Genomic DNA, 13,630 nt, shown 5'->3' with positions numbered 1-13,630 from the left:
GGGAGGGGGGCGGGAGGGGTGGGGGAGGGAGAACAGAGAGGGGGCCCGGGCGCCCCGCGCGGCGGCCCGCCGGGACGCAACTCAGGAGGCTGCGGCGACCTTGTCGCTGTCGCCGTTCTGGCGGGCGATGCGCTCGTCCTTCAGGGCCTCGGAGATGAGGAAGGCCAGCTCCAGCGACTGCTTGGCGTTGAGGCGCGGGTCGCAGTGGGTGTGGTAGCGGTCGCCCAGCGTCTCGTCGCTGATCGCCTGGGCGCCGCCGATGCACTCGGTGACGTCCTGGCCGGTCATCTCGAAGTGGACGCCGCCGGCGTAGCTGCCCTCGGCGCGGTGCACGGCGAAGAAGTTCTTCACCTCGGCCAGCACCCGGTCGAAGGGCCGCGTCTTGTAGCCGCTGGCCGACTTGATGGTGTTGCCGTGCATGGGATCGCAGGACCACACCACCTTCTTGCCTTCACGCTGCACGGTGCGGATCAGCGCCGGCAGGTGCTCGGCCACCTTGTCGTGGCCCATGCGGGCGATGAGGGTCAGGCGGCCGGCCTCGTTCTTCGGATTGAGCGTGTCGATCAGGCGGATCAGCTCGTCCGGGTCCGTGGTCGGGCCGCACTTCATGCCGATGGGGTTGCAGATGCCGCGCATGAACTCGACGTGCGCCTCCGCCGGGTCGCGGGTGCGGTCGCCGATCCACAGCATGTGGGCCGAGCAGTCGTACCACTGGCCGGTCAGGCTGTCGGTGCGGGTCAGCGCCTGCTCGTACCACAGCAGCAGCGCCTCGTGGCTGGTGTAGAAGTCGGTCTCGCGCAGCTCCGGCACCGTCGCCGGCTCGATGCCGCAGGCGCGCATGAAGTTCAGCGCCTCGTCGATGCGGCCCGCCAGCTCGTCGTAGCGCTGGCCCTGGGCACCGTCGGAGACGAACTCCAGGTTCCACTGGTGCACCTTGTGCAGGTCGGCGAAGCCGCCCTGGGCGAAGGCGCGCAGCAGGTTCAGGGTCGCCGCGGCCTGGTTGTAGGCGCGCACCAGGCGCTCGGGATCCGGCTCGCGGGCTTCCTTGTTGAACTCGATGCCGTTGACGATGTCGCCGCGGTAGCTCGGCAGCTCGACGCCATCGATGGACTCCGTCGGTGCGGAGCGCGGCTTGGCGAACTGGCCGGCCATGCGGCCCACCTTCACGATGGGGCAGCCGGCGCCGAAGGTCAGCACCACCGCCATCTGCAGCATCACTCGGAAGGTGTCGCGGATGTTGTTCGCGTGGAACTCGGCGAAGCTTTCCGCGCAGTCGCCGCCCTGGAGCAGAAAAGCCTTGCCTTCCGCCACCTGGGCCAGCTGCGAACGCAGCCGGCGGGCCTCGCCGGCAAAAACCAGCGGCGGATAGTTGGAGAGCTGCTGCTCCACACGCTCCAGCGCGGTTTTGTCGGCGTAGTCCGGCACCTGCCGGATCGGCTTGCTGCGCCAGCTGTCGGGCGCCCAGGGGGTGGCCATGGCGGACCTCTTTCTTAACTCTCAGGTATCGTTGATGTTGTCGGACCGCCGGTTTTACGCGCTTGGGCCCGCTTTTTCCACAGGAAAAGCCGCCTCAAGACCCCGGGAAATGCGCGGTTAACCCTGGAGTCGCACGGGATCATTGGTCTGCGCATGATATCCGGCTCAGGCGCGGAAATCCGGCCAGCGGACGAGCGCATCTTCGATCATCCGGCGGGCATCGGCAAAGAGCCGGGGGTGGTCGCCGGGCCGGTTAAGGAAATCCAGCCAGGCGAGGAGGTCCAGCAGTTTGGCTGCTGCTCGCCACTCGCCGGGCAACTCACCGCCGGCCTCCCGGTAGCCTGCAGCCAACGCCTCGGCGAAACCGGGAATGTCTCCCTGCGGCGGGCGCAGCAGGTGCCCGAGATCGATGAGCGGCGTTCCGGCGAGGGCGAATTCCCAGTCGATTACGGCGGCTAGGCGCCAGCTGTCACCCCCCTCCGGGCCATCGCGGGTGAGCAGGATATTGCTCGGGTCAAAGTCGCAGTGCACCAAGCGGGCCTGTGGATCGAGGTCGTCGAGCAAGGTGGCCTCGGCGCGGCAGAACGCCAGCAAGCGCTGGTGCAGATCGGGGGTCAAGGCGTGCGGCGGCGCTCGGCGCGGTGCTCATCTCTTCGACGAAGCGGAGGAACCCGGCGCTGCCGGGTTCATAGGATACGCTGATGGTCAGGTCCGGTGCCAGGAAGCCCGCCTGTGGGAACGTCTCACGGCCCAAGGCCGCCAAAACGCGGCCGGCCTCGCGGGCGAGCGCGGCGGGCTCGCCCGGTCCGGCGACGGCGAGCGCCTCTTTCAGGCGCGGGCCCTCAATCCATTCCAAGACCTCGTAGGGATGGCCGGAGACCGGGTTATCGTCGGCGAAGTGACGTAGTGCCGGGACCGGAACGCGTCCGGCCAGACGGCGCAAGAGGGCCGCCTCCTTGGCGCCGCTTTCGGGATCGCGCACGAAGAGCCGAAGGAGCAGCCGTTTGCTGTCAGCCAGTTCGACGCGGAGGTTGGTGTTGGCCTTGCCACCCTCGGTCGGCACCACCTGCGTCACGCGGCGGCCTGGCAGTATCGGCTGTAACAGCAGGCTCGCTTCTTCGGGGCTCAGCGGCAGGACTTCGGTGCCGCGTTCCCAATTCTCTCGCATCCGTTTCCTCGTCTGTTGCTGCGACGCAGGCTAGCAGGAACCAGCCAACGATGTGGCGCGCGCTTGACCCCTTTGGGCCAAACCGGGAAGCTGCCGGACCCGGTGCTATTGGCCATACTGTCATGACTTCTCCCGACGCCACACTCGAAGCGGCCCGCGCCCTGCTGGCGCCGGACGAAACCCTGGTCTGGGCCGACCGCCCGGACCCGCAAGTACTGGCGCGCGCCAAGCTGCCGCAGGTGATCCGCGGCGCGCTGGGCCTGGTGGTCATCGCCGGCTTCTTCTGGCTGAGCTTCCTGCCGAACTGGCCGGAAGGCGGCCGCGGGCTGCTGCTGGCGCTCTTCGTGCTGGCGGCGGGGCTCTATTGCCTCTGGCTGCTCGCCGCGCCGCTGACGGCGCGCAGGGCCGCGGCGCGGACGCTCTATGCCGTCACCGACCGCCGGGTCCTGGTGCAGGAAACCTGGCCCTTGCGGCGGCTGCGCAGCTTCGCGCCCGGCGAGCTGGACGAGCCCCTGGTCAGCGCGGCGGGCCCGGGCCTCGGCACCGTCGTCTTCATGGACCGCAAGCTGCCCTGGTGGCAGCGCAGCGCCGGCGGCGGCACCCGCGTCGAGGCCTTCTACGGCATCCCCGGCGCCCAGCAGGTGGCCGAGGAGATCGACCGGCTGCGGGGCGCCCCGGAACCCACATCGGACTTTCCCGACGAAGACACCTGACCCGGGCGCAGGCTCGAGCAGCGTTTTCGGCACAGCTCTTTACTTTACCGTCCAGACGGTATAGTTTGAAATCCATGAGCAGACGGGACAGACGGCAGGAAATCCTTCAGGCGGCCGGGCGGGTCGTCCTGGGCCAGGGCGTCGGCGCCTTCACCCTGGAGGCCGTGGCCGCCGCGGCCGGCGTCAGCAAGGGCGGGCTGCTCTACCACTTCGCCACCAAGGAAGAGCTGCTGAGCGGCATGGTCGACCAACTGATCGAGATGACCGAGGCGCGCATCGAGCGCGCCATGGCCGGGGACAAGGGGCCAGGCCGCTGGACCCGCGGCTACCTGGCCGCCTGCGCGGTCGATCCCTCGGGCCAGGACCCGCTGGACCGGCTCGCCACCGCCCTGCTGGCCGCCGGGGCCACCGACCCCGGCCTGCTCGACCGCCTGCGTGAGCACGAAACCGCGTGGAACGATCTCAGCCGCAACGATGGCCTGGACGCGACGACCGCCGCGATCGTGCGCCTGGCCGCCGACGGCCTGTGGATGAACGACCTCTTCGGCATCGAGGTGCTCTCGGCCAAGGAGCGCAAGGCGGTGCTGAAGCGGCTCGGAGAGATGACACGGTGTGAGACGACTGGGGTCGAGGGGAGAGGGCCATGACCTTGTCCCTGTCCTACCTGCTGCTGATCCTCGCCATCCTCAGCGAGGTGATCGCCACCTCGGCGCTGAAGGCCTCCGACGGCATGACCCGCCTCTGGCCGGCGAGCGTCGTCGTCGTCGGCTACGCCCTTGCCTTCCTGCTGCTGGCCCAGACGCTGAAAACCCTGCCGGTCGGCCTCGCCTACGCCATCTGGGCGGGGGTCGGCGTGGTCGGCGTCGCCCTGGTCGGCATCTTCTATTTCGGCGAGACCATGACCCTGGCCAAGGCGGGGGGCATCGCGCTGATCATCGTCGGCGTCGCCCTGGTGCAGACCAACTCCGCCTAGTTCTTTCCCGTTAGTCGGAAGCCAGGTCGTCCTTGGCCAGATCCAGGGGCAGCCAGCGGTAGTGGCCGGTCATCGACCAGTTGAAGAGCACGTCCTCCAGGCGCGGCCCGGCGCCGATGTTGTGCACCACCTTGGGCCGCCCGGTGATCCCCCTTTGGTCCGTCACGATGCCGATGTGCGGCAGGAAGCCTGAAGACCCTCTGAGGTTCCAGGCCACCAGGTCGCCGGGCCGGTAGTCCGCCGGGTCGTCGCTGGCCGGCAGGGCGGCGCCCTGGCGTTGCAGGAAGGTCTCCAGATTGGGCACCCGGCGGTGGTCGATGTTGCGGTCGGGCCGGCTGAGACCCCAATGCCTGGGATAGGCATCGAAGGCGGCGCGCATGTCCTCGTGCACCAGCTGCTGCAGGTCGATGCCGAGGGCGCGGTAGCTGCGGATCACCACGTCGGCGCAGACGCCCCGGTCCGCCGGCACGTCGCCGCCGGGGTAGGCGAGGCGCACATAGGCGGGGTCGTAGACCACCCTTGCCCGGGTGCGCGCCAGGGCGGCGGCGTTGAGCCGCGCCGCCAGCATTTGCGACGTGAGCGCCGCGGCGGCGGGCCGGGCCGGCGGCAGCGCAGCGAGGGCCAGGCCCGCGGCGAGGACGCAGAGGCAGTGGCGCCGTGTACGCAGCGTCGAAGCAGGCATGGATCACTTCTCCCTTTTGCTCGGCAGTTGGTCGCGCGGAACCGGCGGCAGGTTCACCCGGCGATGCGGCGGATTTGTGGCGGCCCTGAGAAGCTTTAAGGGCGGGAAGCTTTAAGGGCGGGAAGCTTTAAGGGCGGGAAGCTTTAAGGGCGGGGCGTGTCTCGGAAAAAAAGACGGCGGAGAGCCGTTAGGCTCCCGCCGCTGTGAGTCAGCAGGTTAAGAGGGTTCTGGCGTATTCGATCTAGGCCCGCCAGAAAGGCTTGCTCGCTTCCTCGTGCACGTCCTGGGGGTCGAGGCCGATGTCACGCAGAATGTAGTCGGGCAGGCGCTCGAGGGAATTTCGCTCGCGCAGGCGGTGCTGCCAGAGCACCAGCGGAGCCGCAGCGGTGAAGAAGGCCCACAGCAGGGCGCGGCCCAGGGGGTTGCCGGCGCGCTGCCAACGCAGCTCCGGCCGGCCGAGGTCGGCGTCCGGCGAGTTGGGGAGACGGGGGGTGGCGGGGACCCTGCGGGAGGCCCCGGTGGAAAGGCTCGTCATTAGGTCACCTGATTAGCTGGGGTTGCGGGGGGCATTGACAGAAGGGCTCGCTTCTGACCAGAAATATCGTGCGATTCCTGAAAACGGGCAAACGACGATTTATAATGCTTAGCATTAGCCGAACTAATGCGGAGAAGACTCGGGAGTTTCGCTGATGGCCGCTCCGCCGCTGCCGGCTCTGCGCACCTTCGAGGTCGCGGCCCGGCACCTGAGCTTCACCAAGGCGGCGGCCGAGCTGCACGTCACCCAGGGCGCCGTCAGTCAGCAGATCAAGCAGCTGGAGGCCAGCCTGGGCTTTGCCCTGTTTCATCGCGGCGCGCGCGGCCTGACACTGACCGAGAAGGGCGAGGCCCTGGCCGAGACGGCGCAGCGGGCCTTCCGCCGCCTCTTCGACAAGATCGAGGAACTGCGCCAGCCGGAGGAGGGCGGTATCCTGACAGTCTCTGTCAGCCCCTCCCTGGCGGTCAAATGGCTGATCCCGCGACTCGGCCGCTTCTACGAGCGTCACCCGGAGGTCGATCTGCGCATCCGCCCCGACCCCATGGTGATCGACCTGCTGGCCGAGTCGGACAGCGTCGACATGGCGATCCGCTTCGGCCAGGGCCCCTTCGCGGAGCTGGCGGCGGTGCCCTTCATGCACGAGACGGTCTTCGCCGTGGCCAGTCCGCTGCTGCTGTCCAAGGGGCCGCCGCTGAAGCGACCGAGCGACCTCCGCCACCACACCTTGCTGCACAGCGAGTCGGTGCGGCTGGAGGTGAACTCCATGGCCAACTGGGAGGTCTGGTTGGCGCTGCTGAACGTCGACGGCGTGGATGCCAAGCTGGGCCCCACCTTTCCCAGCAGCTACATGCTGCTGCAGGCGGCGATGCATGGCCAGGGCGTGGCGCTGACCTGGGCGGCGCTGGCCGACGACGACCTGCGGGCCGGTCGGCTGGTCCGCCTCTTCGACCGGGCCATCGAAGGCTCCATGAGCTATTTCGCCCTCACCACGCCGGCCGCCGCGCGCAAGCCCAAGGTCATTGCCTTTCGGGACTGGCTGGTGGAGGAGGGGCGCAGTTTCACCCACGGCGCCACCCCGCTGCCGCAGGACGTGCCCTTGAAGTGATCCGTAGCGCAAGTGGGGTTTGGCAGCTGTTGTCATGACATTCAGGCTAGGGGGCCGGGATGGCGCGCTCTATCCGCATCTTGTATCCGGAATTTGCGCGCTGACTTTGTGCCGTTACCCTTGGGGTGGTCTTGCAAAGTGTTGCGGTCCGCGAAGAATGGCCGGATCAAGAATAAAAGAGGGGAGGGAGTTCATGCTGTTGCGCGACAAGGTGGCCGTGGTGACCGGCGCCGCTTCGGCGGCGGGGATCGGGCGGGCGACGGCGCGGCGCTTCGCGCGCGAAGGCGCCCGCGTGGCCCTGCTCGACCTGATGGAGTGCGATCCGGCGGCGGCGGCGCGCGAGCTCGGGCCCGAACACGTCGGCCATGTCTGCGACGTGCGCGACCGGGCCGCCTGCGGCAAGGCCCTGGAGCGCGTGGCCGGCGAGCTGGGCGGCATCGACATCCTGGTCGGCAACGCCGGGGTGGTCTTCGGCACCCCGCTGGAGGAGATCGACGCGGCGGAATACGATCTGGTGATGGACGTGAACCTGCGCGGCAACTTCAACATGGCCCAGGCCGCGGCGCCCCACATGAAATCAGCCCAGGTAAAGGCCAGGGGCGGCGGTTCCATCGTCATGATCTCCTCCATCGCCGGGCAGGTCGGCGGCGGCCTCTTCGGCCGCTCGCACTACGCCGCGGCCAAATCGGGGATCTTCGGCCTGGCCAAGGCCCTGGCGCGGGAGCTGGCCGGCGACGGCATCCGGGTCAACGCAGTGGCGCCCGGGGTCATCGACAACGATTTCACCAAGGGCCGCATGACCCCGGAGGACAAGGTGCGCATCGCCAAGACCGTGCCGCTGGGCCGCCTCGGCACCCCCGAGGATATCGCCGATACCTGCCTCTACCTGGCCTCCGGCCTCTCGGCCTACGTCACCGGCAGCGTGCTCTCCGTGAACGGCGGGCTGCACATCTATTAGGAGCCCCAAGTTGACGTACCCCCCGGGCTGTGCTGAATAGCGGCCCCGGGGGCGTTTTTTTGGGCTTGGCCTCCGCGGGGAGCGGGTCAGGACGGGATCATGGTAAACGACAAGCGGGTCTATCTCTTCGATTCGACCCTGCGTGACGGGGCGCAGAGCCAGGGCGTGGACTTCACGGTCCCCGACAAGGGCGCGATCGCGCGCGCGCTCGACAAGCTGGGCCTCGACTATGTCGAGGGCGGCTGGCCCGGCGCCAATCCCACCGACGACGCCTTCTTCGCCGATCCGCCGGACTTCAAGACCAGCCGCTTCGTCGCCTTCGGCATGACGCGCCGGCCCGGGCGCAGCGCCGACAACGATCCGGGCCTGGCCGCGCTCTTGAACTCCAAGGCCGACGCCATCTGCATGGTCGGCAAGTCCTGGGACTTCCACGTCGACGTGGCCCTGGAGATCCCGCGCGAAGAGAACGTCGCCATGATCGCTGAGTCCGTGGCCCATGCGCTGACCCGCAAGGACGAGGTGATGTTCGACGCCGAGCATTTCTTCGACGGCTACAAGTCCAACCCGGCCTACGCGTTGGAGTGCGTCGAAGCGGCGCACAAGGCCGGCGCCCGCTGGGTGGTGCTCTGCGACACCAACGGCGGCACCCTGCCGCAGGAGGTCGAGCGCATCGTGGCCGAGGTCTGCGAAAGGATCCCCGGCAGCCACGTCGGCATCCACTGCCACAACGACACCGAGAACGCGGTGGCCAACTCCCTGGCCGCCCTCAAGTCGGGCGCGCGCCAGGTGCAGGGCACCATCAACGGCCTGGGCGAGCGCTGCGGCAACGCCAACATCATCTCGCTCATCGCCTCGCTGAAGCTGAAGAGCGACTACGACATCGGCATCGACGATCACGGCGTGTCGCAGCTTACCCATGTGTCGCGGCTGCTCGACGAGCGCCTCAACCGCCAGCCGACGCGCAACGCCGCCTACGTCGGCGAGTCGGCCTTCGCGCACAAAGGCGGCCTGCATGTCTCCGCCGTCGCCAAGGACCCGCGCACCTACGAGCACATAGACCCGGCGCTGGTCGGCAACCGCCGCCACATCGTCGTCTCCGACCAGGCGGGACGCTCCAACATCCTGGCGCGCCTCAGCGAGGTCGGCATCGAGCTGGACCCCAAGGATCCCGGCGTCAACAAGCTGGTCGAAGAGGTAAAGGCGCGGGAGTTCGAGGGTTACGCCTACGATGGCGCCGAGGCTTCCTTCGAGCTGCTGGCCCGGCGCGCGCGCGGCGAGGTGCCGAGCTACTTCTCGCTCACCCGTTTCCGCATCATGGACGACCGGCGCTGGAACGCGAAGGGCGAGCTGGTCACCGAGTCCGAGGCGACGGTGACCCTGGAGGTCGCCGGCCACGCCAAGATGGAGGTGGCCGACGGCAACGGTCCGGTCAACGCGCTGGACACCGCCCTGCGCAAGGCCCTGGTGCCGATCTATCCGCAGCTTCAGGACATGCGGCTGGTGGACTACAAGGTACGCATTCTCACGCCGCAGGCCGGCACCCGCGCCGTGACCCGCGTGATGATCGAAAGCGCCGACGCCAGCGGCCGGCGCTGGACCACCATCGGCGTGTCGACCAACATCATCGACGCTTCCTTCAACGCTTTGCATGACGGCATTACCTGGAAGCTGTTCCAGGACGGCGCCTCTGTTCCGCAGGAAGTCGCAGAATGAACCGCGTCGCCACCTTGCTCGTCGCCTTCCTGGTCCTGCTGCCCCTGCCGTTGGGCGCCCAGACGGAGAGCCCTTCGGACGCGCCTTCCGCGGTGGAGGCGAGCGAGGGCGAGACGGCCGGCCCGGCCGAAGTGCTGGCGGCTTTCACCCGTCTTGTCGACCGCGGAGAGGCGCGGCCGCTCTTCGGCTTGCCCCAGGAATCCTTCTGGCGCCGTACCGGCGGTTTGGGGATCGCGCTCTTCGCGGACAACGCCGCGGAGTTGCGGCCCATGCTGGAGGGCGCGGCGGCGCCCTTCGCCGAGGCCACCGGCCTGGAGATCGCGGTGCGCGAGACGGGGCCGCTGGTGATGCCGGAGCAGGACCTCGCCACGCTGGCGCCCGAGGCGCAGCTGGTGATCATCGTCGGCTCACGCCTCGAGCTGGCGGACATCGCCACCGCCGGCGGCTTCAACAAGGGCATGCTGGCGCGCTTCGAACTGGGCACCTGGCCCTTCATGTTCGCTTTCGACAAGGATCAGCAGCGCCGCGGTGTCGTGCTGCTCGCCAATGACGAGCCGCTGCGCGCGCGCGAGGCCGCCTTCATCCTGGCGACCGTCTGGGGCCTGGGCGGAGTCACCCTGGGCCCGGAGCTGACCGGCCTCGTCGGCGACAGCGACAGCGGTCCGGTGCTCACGCCTCTCGGGCGGGCGGTCTTCCGCCTGCTCTACCATGAGGACCTCAAGGTCGGCATGCCGCTGGCCGACGCGGTGCAGCGCGCCAAAACCCTGCTGCCGCAATAGAACGCGCGATAGACCCTTGTCCGGCACCGACCGCACCCGCGAAGCAGACCTGGCGCCCGGCCCGGCGGTCATCCTGATCGACCCGCAGCTGGGCGAGAACATCGGCATGGTGGCCCGCGCCATGCTGAACTGCGGCCTGACCGAGCTGCGTCTCGTGCGCCCGCGTGACGGCTGGCCCAGCGAGAAGGCGGAGGCGGCGGCCTCCGGCGCGAGCCAGGTCATTGCCGGGGCGCGCCTCTTCGACACGACGGAAGAGGCCGTGGCCGACCTGCAGAGGGTCTACGCGACGACGGCGCGCCCGCGCGGCATGGCGAAGCCGGTGGTGACGCCTGCCCAGGCGGCGGCCGAGTTGCGAGCGGAGGCTGCAGCCGGCCACAGGACCGGCCTGCTGTTCGGGCCTGAGCGTTCCGGGCTGGTCAACGACGACATCGCGCTGGCCGATGCGGCGCTCACCGTGCCGCTCAATCCGGCCTTTTCCTCCCTGAACCTGGCCCAGGCGGTGCTGCTGGTCGGGCATGCCTGGTTCCTGGCCGCCGACGAGACGGCACCGCGCAAGCTGGAGACCGGGCCCGGCGCGCCCGCGAGCAAGGCGGAGATGGTGAACTTCTTCGAGCGCCTGGAAGCCGCGCTCGATGAGACGGGGTTTCTCTGGCCGCCGGAAAAGCGCCCGACCATGGTGCGCAACCTGCGCAGCCTCTTTCACCGCATCGCCCCCACCGAGGGTGAGGTCAACACGCTGCACGGCATCATCTCGGCGTTGCGGGGTGGCAAGAAGGGTGACGGGGACGCTTAGCCGTCAACGGCGGGCCAACCACCGGTGTAATTGAGTCCGCGGGCATGAAATCCGGCAGCGCGAAGGTTGCAGACACCGGCACATTTGCGCCGACCTCCCCACAAATTTAACACATGCCCTAGTCCTCTGCGCCGTTGCGCGGGAGGGGCGGAAGCTGTTGCCATCACCGGGCACAGAAAGGCAGCGAAGCGGCACGGGGACAGGTGCCTGCCTTCAAAGCTTGCTGTCAGGAAGGCGCAGCTTCGTGCCGCCGGACCTACCTCTCTGCATCCGACACCCCGGTAAAGGAACGGAGAGCCTTATGGCCGAAGAAAAGAAGAAGCCGACTAAGAAGTCCTACAAGCTGGTCGTGCCGCTCGATGCGAGCGGGATCGGCGACCGTGACAGCGGCGCCCTGCTGAAGGTCGTCGCCCGCGACAGTGACGGAAAGGTCGTTTCCGACAGGGTGAAGCTGGGGCGTGAAGGCACGGGCCAGGCGAGCCTTAGCTTGGCGGCGCTGCCCAAGAAGCTGCGTGTCGCGGTGGGGCCGGTCGATGCCTCCGACGAGGAGTTGCTGGCGCTGCAGACCGTGACCCTGGACGTCAGCGGCCGCCAGTGGGCCGGCAAGCCCGAGCTGAAGCTGTCGCCGGTGGTGATCTCTCCCTACTACTGGTACTGGTGGCTGCGCTGGTGCCGCACCTTCACGATACGCGGTGTGCTGCGCTGTCCCGACGGCAGCCCGGTACCCGGCGCCAAGGTCTGCGCCTACGACGTCGACTGGTTCTGGTGGTGGAGCAACCGCCAGCTCATCGCCTGCGACACGACTGACGCCAACGGCGCCTTCGAGATCAAGTTCCGCTGGTGCTGCGGCTGGTGGCCCTGGTGGTGGTGGCGTCACCGCTTCTGGCGGCTGGAGCCCGACCTGGTCAAGCGCATCCAGCCCGAGCTGCTGCGCGAGCCCGATCTGCCGCGCCTCGGCGATCCCTCGCCGCAGCCCTCGCTGGAGGTTTTCCAGACCCTGCTGTCCGACGACGGCGTGCCGGCCAATCCCGGCGTGACCGCGATCGACCCGGAACGGCTGCCGAAGCTGGCCGACCGCCTGATCAAGCGCCTGCCGCGCCTGCCCGAGCTGGAGCGGCTGCGGGTCTGGCCATGGCGTCCCTGGCTGCCGTGGTGGGACTGCCATCCCGACATCGTCTTCGAGGCGACGCAGACCTGCGACGGGCAGGAGCACGTGGTGCTGGAGGAGTCGATCTGGGATACGCGCTGGAACATCCCGACCACCCTCGACGTCTCCCTGGTCAGTAACGACGAGGCCTGCTGCCTGGGCGACTTCGACGAACCGGAAGGCGACTGCCTGGTCATCGACAGCATCTGCGGCGACCTCATCGCCAACATCGGCGGCAATCCGCCCGCGGCCCCGGGCGTCGCCCTGCCGACCGACGGCTTCCGCAACCCGGCCGGCGGCGGCACCTGGAGCGACCGGCCCTATGCCGGCAACGTGCCGATCAGCGGCCGCTTCGGTCTGGCCGCGGACGTCGACTACTACGAGTTCGAGTATTCCGACGACGACGGCATGACCTGGAACTCCATGCCGACGAGCGCGGCCGGCGGCTTCACCAGGCTCTATTGGGGTCCCAAGCTGGGCACCGCCGACCCGCCCGACTGGCATTCGGTTCCCTTCGGCTTCAACCTGGTCGAGGACACCGGCGGCACCGATCACTACGTGATCAAGAGCCGTCAGCGCTTCGAGAAGGACAACGACCTGCCGAGCTGGGGTACCTCGCGATTCTGGTGGAGCACCACCATGTACCGCCTGATGACCTGGAAGACGGCGGGGCTCTTCACCGACGGGCGCTATCGCCTGCGGCTCAGGAGCTGGACCCTCAGCGGCGGTAAGCTGGGGGCGTCGGAACTGCTGCCGCTCTGCGGTACGCAGGACGACAACGGCCTGGTCGTCGCGCTCGATAACCGCACGACCACGGGCGGACCGACCAACGCCAACGGCCAGGCCTGCGGCGCCGGGACGGTGCACGTCTGCACCACGGAGCCCGACACCGACATCATCACGGTGCGGATCCTCCACCCGGACAGCAGCTTCACCGTGGTGGCGCCCTGCGGCAACGTGCCGGTGACGCCGAACGATCAGGTGCTGATCGACTTCGCCGCCTACGATCCCGACGGCCACCTGGCGCGCATCTCCCTGGATGCGCACTGGGGCGAGGACCAGGTTCACAGCCTGCTGCCCTTCGGCAGCCTGACGCCCCTGGGGCCGTCGCCGGTGCCCTGGTCGCCGCCGGCGGCCCAGGCTACGGCGACCTATGCCGCGGCGCAGGGGCTGGGGGCGGTGCCCCCGGTGTGGCACGGCGGGACCATGCGCCTGACCATCCCGGTGGCGACGGACGCCTTCCCGGTGTCCTGCTGCTACCTGCTGCGCCTCGTCGCGCGCAAGCGCACCATCGTCAGCTGTGACGACGATACCTGGACCCATGTGAACATCAGCGAACGCAGCTTCATGATCCAGGTCTAGAGCAGATCAGGGCCGGCTGGAATCGCCGAAGGCGATCCACCGGCCCTGTGAATCTGCTCTGTAACTTTGAGATAGATCGGATTCACACGATTAGACGGGACCACGTTGTGGTTCCGTCTAGCCGTGATCCGATCTAGGACCCTTCTTGGCTCCGGCGGTCCCGCCCGGCAAGGGACGGGGTCGCCGAAGCCTTCTTTTGCCGAAGTTTCCCGTAGGACAGCGCCAT

14 protein-coding genes are annotated in these 13,630 nt (G+C 68.6%); 9 read left to right on the top strand and 5 right to left on the bottom strand.

Going from position 1 to position 13,630, the window contains the following annotated elements; genetic code table 11:
• Positions 1-81: 81 nt before the first annotated feature.
• From H7X47_RS24715 to H7X47_RS24705, 3 genes are all read right to left on the bottom strand, one after another.
• Complete coding sequence (locus H7X47_RS24715; protein WP_193371445.1) at positions 82-1,476, bottom strand: class II 3-deoxy-7-phosphoheptulonate synthase; 1,395 nt, start codon at positions 1,474-1,476, stop codon at positions 82-84.
• A gap of 165 nt (positions 1,477-1,641) precedes the next feature.
• Positions 1,642-2,040: a phosphotransferase family protein gene (locus tag H7X47_RS26245; RefSeq protein WP_264373122.1), complete on the bottom strand. Its 399-nt coding sequence runs from the start codon at positions 2,038-2,040 to the stop codon at positions 1,642-1,644.
• Entirely contained in the window at positions 1,991-2,644 is a 654-nt protein-coding gene (locus tag H7X47_RS24705; RefSeq protein WP_193371443.1) for a phosphotransferase family protein, read from the bottom strand. The genes H7X47_RS26245 and H7X47_RS24705 overlap by 50 nt, the downstream gene beginning before the upstream one ends.
• Before the next feature lie 122 nt (positions 2,645-2,766).
• Here H7X47_RS24705 and H7X47_RS24700 point away from each other — a divergent pair, with 122 nt between their 5' ends.
• The 3 genes from H7X47_RS24700 (at position 2,767) to H7X47_RS24690 (ending at position 4,330) form a co-directional block, all read left to right on the top strand.
• A complete protein-coding gene (locus tag H7X47_RS24700) occupies positions 2,767-3,357 on the top strand; it encodes a hypothetical protein (RefSeq protein WP_193371442.1) in 591 nt (196 codons plus the stop codon).
• A gap of 74 nt (positions 3,358-3,431) precedes the next feature.
• On the top strand, positions 3,432-4,004 hold the full coding sequence (locus H7X47_RS24695) for a TetR/AcrR family transcriptional regulator (RefSeq protein WP_193371441.1): 573 nt from the start codon (positions 3,432-3,434) through the stop codon (positions 4,002-4,004).
• Complete coding sequence (locus H7X47_RS24690; RefSeq protein WP_227010781.1) at positions 4,001-4,330, top strand: DMT family transporter; 330 nt, start codon at positions 4,001-4,003, stop codon at positions 4,328-4,330. The genes H7X47_RS24695 and H7X47_RS24690 overlap by 4 nt, the downstream gene beginning before the upstream one ends.
• Positions 4,331-4,340: 10 nt before the next feature.
• Here the strand turns inward: H7X47_RS24690 and H7X47_RS24685 are convergent, their stop codons facing one another.
• A complete protein-coding gene (locus H7X47_RS24685) occupies positions 4,341-5,012 on the bottom strand; it encodes a DUF1287 domain-containing protein (RefSeq protein ID WP_227010780.1) in 672 nt (223 codons plus the stop codon).
• Positions 5,013-5,253: 241 nt separating this feature from the next.
• Positions 5,254-5,547, bottom strand: a complete 294-nt coding sequence (locus H7X47_RS24680; protein ID WP_193371440.1) for a DUF1127 domain-containing protein — start codon at positions 5,545-5,547, stop codon at positions 5,254-5,256.
• A gap of 154 nt (positions 5,548-5,701) precedes the next feature.
• On the opposite strand from H7X47_RS24680, the gene gcvA reads away from it, so the two are divergent.
• The 6 genes from gcvA (at position 5,702) to H7X47_RS24650 (ending at position 13,404) form a co-directional block, all read left to right on the top strand.
• Positions 5,702-6,652 carry a transcriptional regulator GcvA gene (gene gcvA, locus H7X47_RS24675; protein ID WP_193371439.1) on the top strand — a complete coding sequence of 317 codons (951 nt, stop codon included), beginning with the start codon at positions 5,702-5,704 and terminating at the stop codon, positions 6,650-6,652.
• Between the two features lie 193 nt (positions 6,653-6,845).
• A complete protein-coding gene (locus H7X47_RS24670; protein WP_193371438.1) occupies positions 6,846-7,610 on the top strand; it encodes an SDR family NAD(P)-dependent oxidoreductase in 765 nt (254 codons plus the stop codon).
• A 99-nt stretch (positions 7,611-7,709) separates the two neighbouring features.
• Positions 7,710-9,323, top strand: a complete 1,614-nt coding sequence (gene cimA / locus H7X47_RS24665; RefSeq protein WP_193371437.1) for a citramalate synthase — start codon at positions 7,710-7,712, stop codon at positions 9,321-9,323.
• Positions 9,320-10,102: a hypothetical protein gene (locus tag H7X47_RS24660; protein WP_193371436.1), complete on the top strand. Its 783-nt coding sequence runs from the start codon at positions 9,320-9,322 to the stop codon at positions 10,100-10,102. Before cimA ends, H7X47_RS24660 begins: the two co-directional genes overlap by 4 nt.
• 16 nt (positions 10,103-10,118) lie before the next feature.
• Positions 10,119-10,895: an RNA methyltransferase gene (locus H7X47_RS24655; protein WP_227010779.1), complete on the top strand. Its 777-nt coding sequence runs from the start codon at positions 10,119-10,121 to the stop codon at positions 10,893-10,895.
• A 301-nt stretch (positions 10,896-11,196) separates the two neighbouring features.
• A complete protein-coding gene (locus H7X47_RS24650; RefSeq protein ID WP_193371434.1) occupies positions 11,197-13,404 on the top strand; it encodes a carboxypeptidase regulatory-like domain-containing protein in 2,208 nt (735 codons plus the stop codon).
• Positions 13,405-13,630: the final 226 nt, after the last annotated feature.

It is taken from the genome of Pelagibius marinus (genome assembly GCF_014925385.1).
Classification (GTDB): Bacteria; Pseudomonadota; Alphaproteobacteria; order Kiloniellales; family Kiloniellaceae; genus Pelagibius; species Pelagibius marinus.
This window is presented reverse-complemented; position numbering and strand designations above follow the sequence as displayed.

Excerpts from the sequence above, each read along its gene's own strand:
- H7X47_RS24715 (WP_193371445.1), bottom strand. The coding sequence starts at position 1,476 with ATGGCCACCCCCTGGGCGCCCGACAGCTGGCGCAGCAAGCCGATCCGG.
- H7X47_RS24705 (WP_193371443.1), bottom strand. The coding sequence starts at position 2,644 with ATGCGAGAGAATTGGGAACGCGGCACCGAAGTCCTGCCGCTGAGCCCC.
- H7X47_RS24700 (WP_193371442.1), top strand. The coding sequence starts at position 2,767 with ATGACTTCTCCCGACGCCACACTCGAAGCGGCCCGCGCCCTGCTGGCG.
- H7X47_RS24695 (WP_193371441.1), top strand. The coding sequence starts at position 3,432 with ATGAGCAGACGGGACAGACGGCAGGAAATCCTTCAGGCGGCCGGGCGG.
- H7X47_RS24690 (WP_227010781.1), top strand. The coding sequence starts at position 4,001 with ATGACCTTGTCCCTGTCCTACCTGCTGCTGATCCTCGCCATCCTCAGC.
- H7X47_RS24685 (WP_227010780.1), bottom strand. The coding sequence starts at position 5,012 with ATGCCTGCTTCGACGCTGCGTACACGGCGCCACTGCCTCTGCGTCCTC.
- H7X47_RS24680 (WP_193371440.1), bottom strand. The coding sequence starts at position 5,547 with ATGACGAGCCTTTCCACCGGGGCCTCCCGCAGGGTCCCCGCCACCCCC.
- gcvA (WP_193371439.1), top strand. The coding sequence starts at position 5,702 with ATGGCCGCTCCGCCGCTGCCGGCTCTGCGCACCTTCGAGGTCGCGGCC.
- H7X47_RS24670 (WP_193371438.1), top strand. The coding sequence starts at position 6,846 with ATGCTGTTGCGCGACAAGGTGGCCGTGGTGACCGGCGCCGCTTCGGCG.
- cimA (WP_193371437.1), top strand. The coding sequence starts at position 7,710 with ATGGTAAACGACAAGCGGGTCTATCTCTTCGATTCGACCCTGCGTGAC.
- H7X47_RS24660 (WP_193371436.1), top strand. The coding sequence starts at position 9,320 with ATGAACCGCGTCGCCACCTTGCTCGTCGCCTTCCTGGTCCTGCTGCCC.
- H7X47_RS24650 (WP_193371434.1), top strand. The coding sequence starts at position 11,197 with ATGGCCGAAGAAAAGAAGAAGCCGACTAAGAAGTCCTACAAGCTGGTC.